This is a genomic window from Leptolyngbya cf. ectocarpi LEGE 11479, from assembly GCF_015207065.1.
Lineage (GTDB): Bacteria > Cyanobacteriota > Cyanobacteriia > Phormidesmidales > Phormidesmidaceae > Leptothoe > Leptothoe ectocarpi.
In genome coordinates, this window is sequence record NZ_JADEXP010000348.1 from 1 (window position 1) to 6,659 (window position 6,659).

Consider the following 6,659-nt stretch of genomic DNA (forward strand, 5'->3'; position numbering starts at 1 on the left):
GTTTAAGAGCGCGCAAATTGAGGGAGCGAACGTTGAAATTGGAAATGTTCAAGGGGTCTCCTTAAGCCTGGGAAAAATTTTGGTAACGCTGGTCAATAAGGCAAAAGAACGATTGTCCGGCTGAGCGGCTAAGCACCTCACAGAGTTCAAAGGCAGTTGTCACAGCACAACGGGAAATAAGTAAATATACTTAACATTTCTTTGCCTATGCCTATCTAAAGGCAAATCGGCAGCAGTGTCTAGGGGCAAATGCAGGCAAATACAAAAGAGAATACGAAGACGGAGCGGGTATTCTTGTAGGCTTGCTACTTTGGTCAATAGGCCAAAATCTATTATCGCCATAGTATTCCTACTCCCCAAGTATTTTGAACCAACCTTATGAGTACACGTTTTAGCTGGGACTCAGTCCAAAACAGCTGGTTTTCCAACATGCGTGGGGATCTGCTAGCCGGAATTGTCGTCGCGCTGGCACTGATTCCAGAAGCGATCGCATTTTCCATCATTGCGGGTGTAGACCCAAAAGTGGGGCTCTATGCCTCGCTTACCATGCCCATTGTCATCGCCCTTGTAGGGGGGCGTCCTGGCATGATCTCGGCAGCCACAGGGGCGATGGCGCTACTCATGGTCGAACTGGTCAAAAACCATGGAGTAGAATACCTGCTTGCCGCCACTCTCTTGACAGGCGTGCTGCAGATCGTCTGGGGCTTCTTGAAAGTAGGTCGCCAGATGAAATATGTGCCACGCGCCGTGCTGGTGGGCTTTGTCAACGCGCTGGCCATTTTGATCTTTATGGCCCAGCTGCCTGAGTTTGGCGGTCAGGGAGTCACCATGTATGTGGCCGTGGCGTTAGGCTTAGCCATCATCTACCTACTGCCACGGCTGACCAAGCTAGTACCTTCGCCGCTGGTCGCCATTGTGGTGCTGACAGTTTTAGGCATGGCAGCCAACGGTACCTTTGCCGACAGTTCGCTAGCTTTTCTGGGCGATCTGGCAGCTCCCTTTGGCAGTTTGCCTACTATTCAGGACAAGGGAGACCTACCCACGACCCTACCGATTTTGCACCTCCCCCAGGTGCCATTAAACTTTGAAACGTTGAGCATCGTGCTACCGGTAGCGCTGCCGCTGTCGGCTGTGGGGCTATTGGAGTCTTTTCTGACCGCGTCGGTCATTGACGACATGACCGATACCAACAGCGACAAAAATCAAGAAGCCAAAGGCCAAGGAATTGCCAACCTGGTAACCGGATTCTTTGGTGGTATGGCAGGCTGCGCCATGATTGGCCAGTCGGTAATCAACATTACCTCCGGCGGTCGTCAGCGGCTGTCTACCCTCAGTGCGGGAGCGCTGCTGTTTTTCTTTATATTGGCCATGGGCCAGTGGGTACAACAAATTCCCATGGCCGCATTGGTAGCCGTGATGTTTATGGTCTCCATCAGTACCTTTAACTGGGGCTCCATCACCGACGTGCGGCAGCTGCCCAAGAGTGAAACCACCGTGATGCTCGTAACAGTGATTACGACAATCATCACCCATAACCTAGCCATTGGCGTCATTGTTGGTATCGCCCTCAGCGCCTTGTTCTTCTCTCGCAAGATTGCCAAAATCATCCGCATCGATACCGAGCTAAAGGGCGATGATCGGATTTACTATGTCAACGGTCAGCTGTTCTTTGTGTCAGTAAACGACTTTTTGAGCACCTTTGACTTTCACGAAGAGCTAGATAGCGTCACCATCGACCTGTCCAATTCCCACCTGTGGGATCAAACAGCGGTGATCGCCATCGATAAGGTGGTGCTAAAATTTCGGGCCAAAGGCATTGAGACCCGTCTCATCGGTATGAACGAAGCCAGCGAATCCTTAGTAGAAAAGCTCGCAGTTCACGACAAACCCGAAAAACTCAAAAGTATGAGCGCCCATTAAATCCCCCTATGGGTGATCGGCCCCCAGCAAAATGGTAGGGTGGGCACTGCCCACCATTCTCAATGAACGCCACCCAATGAGCGCCACATAATGGCCAAACAACGCTTGGATGTATACCTGGTTGAGCAAGGTCTGTGCGATTCACGGCAGCAGGCTCAGCGCTGTATTCGAGCAGGCGAGGTCAAGGTAAATGAGACAATCATAGATAAGCCTGGAACCGTGATCAAAGACGATGCGGTGGTCGTACTCAAGCAAAAATCACCCTATGTATCGCGGGGTGGGGAGAAACTAGCCAAGGCGCTCAAGGAATTTGGTGTGGAGGTAGACGGTCGCATCTGTCTAGACGGCGGCATCTCCACTGGCGGCTTCACCGACTGTCTGCTACAAAACGGAGCCAAACAGGTCTACGGCATCGATGTCGGCTACGGTCAGGTTGCCTGGAAGCTGCGCCAGGACCCGCGCGTAATCCTAAGAGAACGTACCAATCTGCGTCATCTTATTTCTGAAGAGTTATACGAAGAGAATGCTCAGCGGCCTGACCTAGGTGTGATGGACGTATCCTTTATCTCTCTGACAAAAGTTCTTCCTGCCTTTTGGAATCTAATGGCTGGGGTAAGAGAATGTGTGTTGTTAGTAAAACCTCAGTTTGAAGTAGGAAGAGAGAAAATCGGCAAAAAAGGTGTCGTACGAGATCCTAAAGACCACAGTTCGGCTATCTGGCAGGTATATATTGCTGCACAGCGCCTGGGCTGGCACTCTAAAGGTCTCACATGGTCACCTATCCGGGGACCAGCAGGCAACACCGAATATTTGCTATGGCTGACAGCAGGTGAAACCGAAACAACTCTAAACGAAGAAGATACTTCAAGCCTAACTCAGCTAGCCTGCCGCTCCTTTAACAATTGACTCCGCTACAATAGATAGACCTAGAAGCCAATAGCCACAGCCATGGTTCAAGCGCCTGCTAAACCGATCGCCCTAGAAGCCTTTCTGGCCCTGCCTGAAACTAAACCCGCTAACGAATATATTGACGGCCAGATTATCCAAAAGCCGATGCTCCAGGGGAAGCACAGCACGATTCAGCGAGATTTGACCCTGGCGGTGGAGATGGTCCTCACACCTAGAGCCTTAGGGCGAGCATTTCCGGAGCTACGCTGCACCTTTGGCAATCGGTCTATTGTGCCCGATGTGGCTGTATTCAGACAGGATAATATTCCCCGTGAATCCGATGGCACTATTGCGAACCAGTTTTTGCTGCCGCCAGACTGGGTGATTGAAATTCTCTCGCCGGATCAGAGCCAGACAAAAGTGACTAAAAAGTTGTTACATTGTCTTACCCACGGCAGTGAGATGGGTTGGCTAATTGATCCGGATGAACAAACAGTATTCGTTTATAACACTGATTTTTCTGTGCAGGCATTTGATATAGATACAAGGGCCAAACGGTTGCCGGCACCTGCTTTTGCCATAGAGGTAAAACTGACGGTGGAGGATATGGTGAATTGGCTGCTGGCTTAGACATGGCGCAGCGCCATCACTATGGCCAATGGGAAGCGTAACAGCTGCATCAGTTTGACTGAGGCTACAATAGCCATGTAGACATCTGCTACTGTTGCCATGGTTGCATTACCCCAGCATCTGACCGTTGAGGACTATCTTCAACTAGAGGCTGAAAGTCCTATCAAACATGAGTATATTGATGGCCAGGTCTATGCCATGGCCGGGGCAAGCGATAGCCACGCTACGATTTCCCTGAATCTGGCAAGCTTGCTTCGATCACATGTACGAGGTACTGGCTGCCGAGCTTACATGTCTGACATGAAGGCACAAATAGAGGCTCGTAATCGCTTTTTCTATCCGGATGTGATGGTGACCTGCGACCCGCGCGATCAGAACACACCTATGTTTAAGCGGTTTCCGAAATTAGTTGTTGAGGTGTTATCTAAATCGACAGAAGCATACGATCGGGGAGATAAATTTTTGGCGTATCAGGCTCTAGAGAGTTTGCAAGAGTATGTTTTGATTAACACTCGGCACCAGCGGGTGGAAATCTTTCGTCGCAATGATTCAGGGCTATGGGTGCTGCAGTCCTATACCTCAGGAAATAAGACTTTCGACTTGAAGAGTATTGACTTTACTGGTTCCTTTGCTGAGCTATACGAAGATGTGGTTTTAGAACCGTCAGAAATACCGGAAGAGGTAAGGGTAGAAGATGGCTAATGGCTGCGCTGTTTAGCAAGGGTGGCAACCAACTTTTAGGACGCGTTATCCTTGGTCAAGGTCAATTAGCCTTCTAGCATGCAGCAACCAAAAATCTATGACTGGAAGCGATTTTGGTATCCTCAAGGGACGCAAATTCAAGTCTGCGATCGCGGCTACCTAATTGACCCAACCTCAGAATGGGGCAAGTATACCAACCCTGAGCTGGTCGAACTAAAAAAGCTTGCTGATATCCCCTGCCTGGTTTTACTTGGGGAACCGGGTATTGGTAAGTCTCACGAAATAAAAAAACTAGAACACTACACATACAGTCTCGCTGATGATGACGGCGATATACTGCCGCTTCCTCTGCGTTCATGTATAAATCTGAGGCAGGACTTACTTCAAAATAATCAATTCATTGATTGGCAGAAAGGTAAGCATGACCTCTATGTATTTTTAGATAGCCTGGATGAAGGGCTAGCTGAAAGTACAATTCTGGCTAAACAGTTAGTTGATATTTTAGGGACTAGGACTTATTGCAAAGAACTTAAGCGACTACATATCCGTTTAGCTTGCCGGGATGCTGTTTTTCCTAAGGTTTTGGAAGAAGGACTTAAGGAACTATACGGCGAGGGTTATGCCGTTTATCAACTTGCACATCTCCGTCGTATCGATATAGAAAGAGCCGCTAATGATGAAGGGATTGAATCACAGAAGTTTATATCTGAAGTTGAGCATAAAAGTCTGACTCCTTTTGCAATAAAACCAATTACGCTACGTTTTCTTTTCAAAGAGTACAAGGAAAATGAGCAATTTTCTGAAAATCAGACTTTAACTGATTTATATCTCGAGGGCTGCCGTGCTCTATGCGATGAAGATCCGAATCATCCTCGTCAGCCCGGAGTTAACAAGAATTTAGAGTTAGACGAGCGCTTGATCGTTGCTGCGGATATCGCTACAACCACCATATTTTGCAATCGTGATGCAGTATGGGTTGGACGATATGGTGAACATAGCTCTAATAAGGATATTGATTGTCGAGAACTAACTTTAGGAGAAGTCAGAGAAAAAGCAATTAGAGAAGTTCTAGAGACAGGAGTTTTTAGTAGATATAGCTTCCATCGAATAGGCTGGGCACATAGAACTTACGCAGAGTTTCTGGCTGCTTGGTACTTAACAAAAAATGAGTTGAATCTATCGCAGTTAGAAGGACTCATTTTCAATGAAAATAGAGTTATTCCTCAACTAGCAGAGATTGCAAAGTGGCTAGCTAATATGAGAAGTGACTTTCTGGAGAAAGTCATAAAAACAGATGCAAATATTTTAATTAAAAGCGATTTATCAAATATTGATCAAAATACTAAGTCTAAGATATTAGATTCTTTTTTAGAACTACATAACGCTGGAAAATCTCCCTATCGAGAAAATGGAGAATTTATCCATCAAAATAATTTTGATCACTACAAGCAGCTGAATTATCCTGGGCTGCCAGAGCAGTTAAACTCATACATTTCAGATTCATCAAAAAATATTCAATCTAGATATGTAGCTATTGACATAGCTGAAGAATGCAATCTGGTGACCATTGCCTCAGATTTAGCAAAGATAGCTTTAGATGTAAATCAACCCCATCGAGTCAGGGAAAGAGCTGCAAGATTTGTAGTTAATACTGATAATAATTCGGCCCATGAGCAACTAATAGATTTAGTCACTCGTGAGCAGGATGACCCAGAAGATGACTTAAAGGGACATGGCTTAAAAGCAACATATCCCCAGTATCTAAAAACAGAGGAAGTTCTCGCTCATTTGATACCACCTAAAGCTAGTTATTTGGGGGTTTACTATCAAGACTTCTTAGCGCATGATTTTATAGAACGTCTTCCAGTAGAGGATCTAGCTTTAACTCTTAGGTGGTTTGCAAAACAGGAAGGAATTCATGATTACAACTATCATCCGTTTACTAATTTGATCAGTAAGTTAATTTTCAAGGCATGGGAACATTTAACAGATTCAGATATTAGAATAAGCCTTGCTCAGATGGTCGTGCCCAGGATGAAGCAATATGCCGGAATAGTAGATAGCTATGATGAAGAAACCTGGAAGGAGTACATTGAGGAAGATAATGATAAGCGTCGTCTCCTTTTAGAAAGCATTGTATTAATTATTCAAGACTCAGAAAAAGATCCGTTATGGCTATCTAATCGGAGTAGATGGAGCCAATTTTATCTTTTACCTAAAGACTTTGGGTGGCTCACCGAAAAGCTTAAGACGACTACCTCTAAAGGAGCACAAAAAATATATGCAAAATTAATTGATTACTATTTAGATATGGATAGTGTTGAACAAATTAATGACTCAATACTTGCATGTGATGAGGTGCCAGTATTACGCGATGTGCTCTCTAAATGGATAGAGCCTATTGCTTTAGATTCTCAAACAGCGGAAGATTTAAAGGAAAGATATCTAAAAAGAAAGCAATACGAAGCTAATCAAGAGCGTAAGTTTGTATTAGAGCCTCCACCTAAGACAATGATTGT

The 6,659-nt window shown here is 45.8% G+C and carries 5 protein-coding genes; all 5 read left to right on the plus strand.

Going from position 1 to position 6,659, the window contains the following annotated elements; genetic code table 11:
- Window positions 1-378 precede the first annotated feature (378 nt).
- A complete protein-coding gene (locus tag IQ260_RS25255; RefSeq protein ID WP_193995846.1) occupies window positions 379-1,920 on the plus strand; it encodes a SulP family inorganic anion transporter in 1,542 nt (513 codons plus the stop codon).
- A 90-nt stretch (window positions 1,921-2,010) separates the two neighbouring features.
- A complete protein-coding gene (locus IQ260_RS25260) occupies window positions 2,011-2,826 on the plus strand; it encodes a TlyA family RNA methyltransferase (protein WP_193995847.1) in 816 nt (271 codons plus the stop codon).
- Window positions 2,827-2,868: 42 nt separating this feature from the next.
- Window positions 2,869-3,438 (plus strand): Uma2 family endonuclease, encoded by a 570-nt coding sequence (locus IQ260_RS25265; protein WP_193995848.1) that lies wholly within the window; start codon window positions 2,869-2,871, stop codon window positions 3,436-3,438.
- Between the two features lie 99 nt (window positions 3,439-3,537).
- Window positions 3,538-4,140: a Uma2 family endonuclease gene (locus IQ260_RS25270; protein ID WP_193995849.1), complete on the plus strand. Its 603-nt coding sequence runs from the start codon at window positions 3,538-3,540 to the stop codon at window positions 4,138-4,140.
- Window positions 4,141-4,218: 78 nt separating this feature from the next.
- A partial coding sequence (locus tag IQ260_RS25275; protein ID WP_407657756.1) for an NACHT domain-containing protein occupies window positions 4,219-6,659 on the plus strand: 2,441 nt, incomplete at its 3' end.

Coding starts and splice junctions, on each gene's coding strand:
- IQ260_RS25255 (WP_193995846.1), top strand. CDS start 379: ATGAGTACACGTTTTAGCTGGGACTCAGTCCAAAACAGCTGGTTTTCC.
- IQ260_RS25270 (WP_193995849.1), top strand. CDS start 3,538: ATGGTTGCATTACCCCAGCATCTGACCGTTGAGGACTATCTTCAACTA.
- IQ260_RS25265 (WP_193995848.1), top strand. CDS start 2,869: ATGGTTCAAGCGCCTGCTAAACCGATCGCCCTAGAAGCCTTTCTGGCC.
- IQ260_RS25260 (WP_193995847.1), top strand. CDS start 2,011: ATGGCCAAACAACGCTTGGATGTATACCTGGTTGAGCAAGGTCTGTGC.